This is a genomic window from Ideonella azotifigens, from assembly GCF_006519715.1.
Classification (GTDB): domain Bacteria; phylum Pseudomonadota; class Gammaproteobacteria; order Burkholderiales; family Burkholderiaceae_C; genus Ideonella; species Ideonella azotifigens.
Map to the genome: position 1 here is coordinate 1 of NZ_VIDT01001079.1, position 1,299 is coordinate 1,299.

The 1,299-nt window shown below is 70.1% G+C and carries 1 protein-coding gene; it reads left to right on the plus strand.

The window, feature by feature from the left end:
- Window positions 1-1,299, plus strand: a 1,299-nt coding sequence (locus FKP22_RS33200; RefSeq protein WP_211361679.1) for a winged helix-turn-helix domain-containing protein, incomplete at both ends; no start/stop codon positions are given.

The window sequence follows — 1,299 nt, forward strand, 5'->3', positions numbered from 1 at the left end:
CGCACCGTGCTGCCGCGCCACCAGACCTTGCAGGCCTTGCTGGACTGGAGCCACGGCCTGCTGGCACCGGAAGAGCAGCGCGTGCTGCACCGGCTGTCGGTCTTCCGCGCGTCGTTCACGCTGGAGGCTGCAGCCGAGCTGGCGAGCTGCGAACGCATCGCGCATGAACGGGTCACGGCCAGCCTGCTCAATCTGGTCGCCAAGTCGCTGGTGGAACGCGTGGCGGACGAGGTGCCGCGCTACCGCCTGCTGTTCGTCGCCCGGCTGTACGCCTCGGAGAGACTGTTGGCCGACGGTGATGGGCACGAGGTCCGCAGGCGCCACGCAATCTGCTGCCGCCGCCTGCTGGTAGGCGCGAATGCAGAGCTGGAAAACTATTGCGTGCCGCTGCCTGCGTGGCGGGCCGCCCACGCGCCGCTGCTGCCGGACATTCGCGCCGCGCTGGACTGGGGCGCTCACGCTGGCGGTGACGAGGCACTCTGTGCCGCCTTGCTCGTCGACTCGGGTCGCCTGGTGCTGGAACTCGGTTTGAACGACGAGTTCCTGCCCCGGGCCTTGCGCGCCCTTGCCATCGTGCGGGCGGAGGGCGGCACGCCATCGCAGCTCGAACTGGCGCTGCTGGCACTCGCGTGCATGCTGGAGGCTCAGTGCCGCATGGCGCGTGGCTTTCAGTCTGACATCGCGGCCCAGTTGGAAGCGCTCTCGCCGCGCATCGGCTCACCGCGGCAGCAGCGCACGGACCTGATGTGCCTTTGCGCCAATGCCTTCGCCCGTGGCGACTACCCGCGTCTGGCCGCGTGCGCCGGGCGCTTCGGCGAGCTGCCGCCGGACCCGGACGATCCGATCGACGCAGGCGCCATCGTGGTCGGGCGCCGCTTCGGCGCGCTGGCCAGTCACTACCTGGGCGATCACCGCGCCGCTTGGGCGGACTGTGCCGTCGTGCTGGCATATGCCGACACCCAGCTGCGCAGCAACCGTTATCCGCATCTGCCCTTGCAAGTGACCATGGGCATCCAGCAGGCGCGCATCCTGTGGCTGGAGGGCTGGGCGGACCGCGCGCTGCAGCGGGCGCTGGAGGTGCTGGCCTTTGTCGGAGGCGGGCACCATTTCGCAGTCAGCCAGACGCTGGCGCTGGCGGTCATCCCCATCCTGCTCTGGCGCGGTGACGACGTGCAGGCGGCGAGCTTCCTGGATCGACTGATCGACAGCGCCCTGGGCCATGGCCAGAGCTTCTGGCTGGGCTGGGGCGATGGCTACTGCAGGGTGCTGGCGCTGCGCGGCCAGGCGGTCGATGCGCTG